The sequence below is a fragment of the Actinosynnema sp. NPDC023658 genome, from assembly GCF_040639995.1.
Taxonomy (GTDB): Bacteria; Actinomycetota; Actinomycetes; order Mycobacteriales; family Pseudonocardiaceae; genus Actinosynnema.
The window spans coordinates 1-1018 of record NZ_JBFAAX010001521.1; the positions used below are offsets into that span (position 1 = coordinate 1).

Sequence of the window (1018 nt, forward strand, 5' to 3'; positions counted from 1 at the left end):
GACGCGCCGGCGCACCGCGCGCCCACCACCACGGCGTCGTACATGCCCGCCCTCCTCGGCTGCGCGCACCAGGGCTGTCCGGCGCTGCGGTGACAAATGACGGATAAAGCGACGGGAAACAGGCCGGGATACTTCCCGGAATATCGCTTATCGGTCGCAACGTAACTCATCGTCCGACGGAGCGCAACGGCCTGGAATACCTTGCGCAGTCACCGGAAAAGGCCCGTAGTTCGTTGTCTTGACAACCCCTGGGGTGGCTGCTGTAGTGGCCTTGAGAGAGCGGCAAGCACTGGGGGTGGGAGATGCCGCAGGGTTCGTCGCAGTAGTCGTGCTGATTAGGCCGACCGGGTGTTGGACACCCTGTTCGGCCGTGTACGTAAATGCGGGTGGTGGCGCACGGGAAATCTTCCGGTGCGCCGGTCGAGTACCTCAACGCACGATGACGCCGCGTCCCCGGCCCCGTCCGAGCCGGGCGCGTCCGCGCATGCCCGTGAACGGATGGGAATGACGATGGCTGACAGTGTCGCGCAAGCCAGGCGGGAGCTCCTGCGCCGGATGCTCTCCTCCGGGACGCGCTCCTCCGGGGGGCGCGAGCCGGTGCGGACTACCGAACGACCCGTGCGCGTCCCGACGTCGGCCGCGCAGAACCGGTTGTGGTTCCTGGACCAGCTCAACGGGCCCAACGCCGCCTACAACGTGCCGTTCGTGCTGCGCCTGCGCGGAGCCCTCGGTGAGGCCGCCCTGTGGGGCGCGCTCGACGACCTGGTGGCGCGGCACGAGGTGCTGCGCACGACGTTCGAGGTCGTGGACGACGAGGTGTACCAGGTGATCGGGGAGCCGCGGCCGTTGCCGCACGAGGTGCTGGACCTGCGCGCCCTGCCCGCCGCCGAGCGCGACCCCGCGGTGGACGACGCGGTCCGGTCGGCCGCCGCCCGCCCGTTCCGGTTGGACGGCGAGCCGCTGCTGCGGGCGTCGCTGCTGCGCGTGGCCGACGACGACCACCACCTCGTGCTGAACC

General features: G+C 69.9%; 1 protein-coding gene. It reads left to right on the forward strand.

Translation table 11 applies throughout. The features are described 5' to 3' along the window. Positions 1 to 618: 618 nt before the first annotated feature. On the forward strand, positions 619 to 1018 hold a 400-nt coding region (locus AB0G02_RS42235), incomplete at its 3' end, for a condensation domain-containing protein (RefSeq protein WP_360806818.1).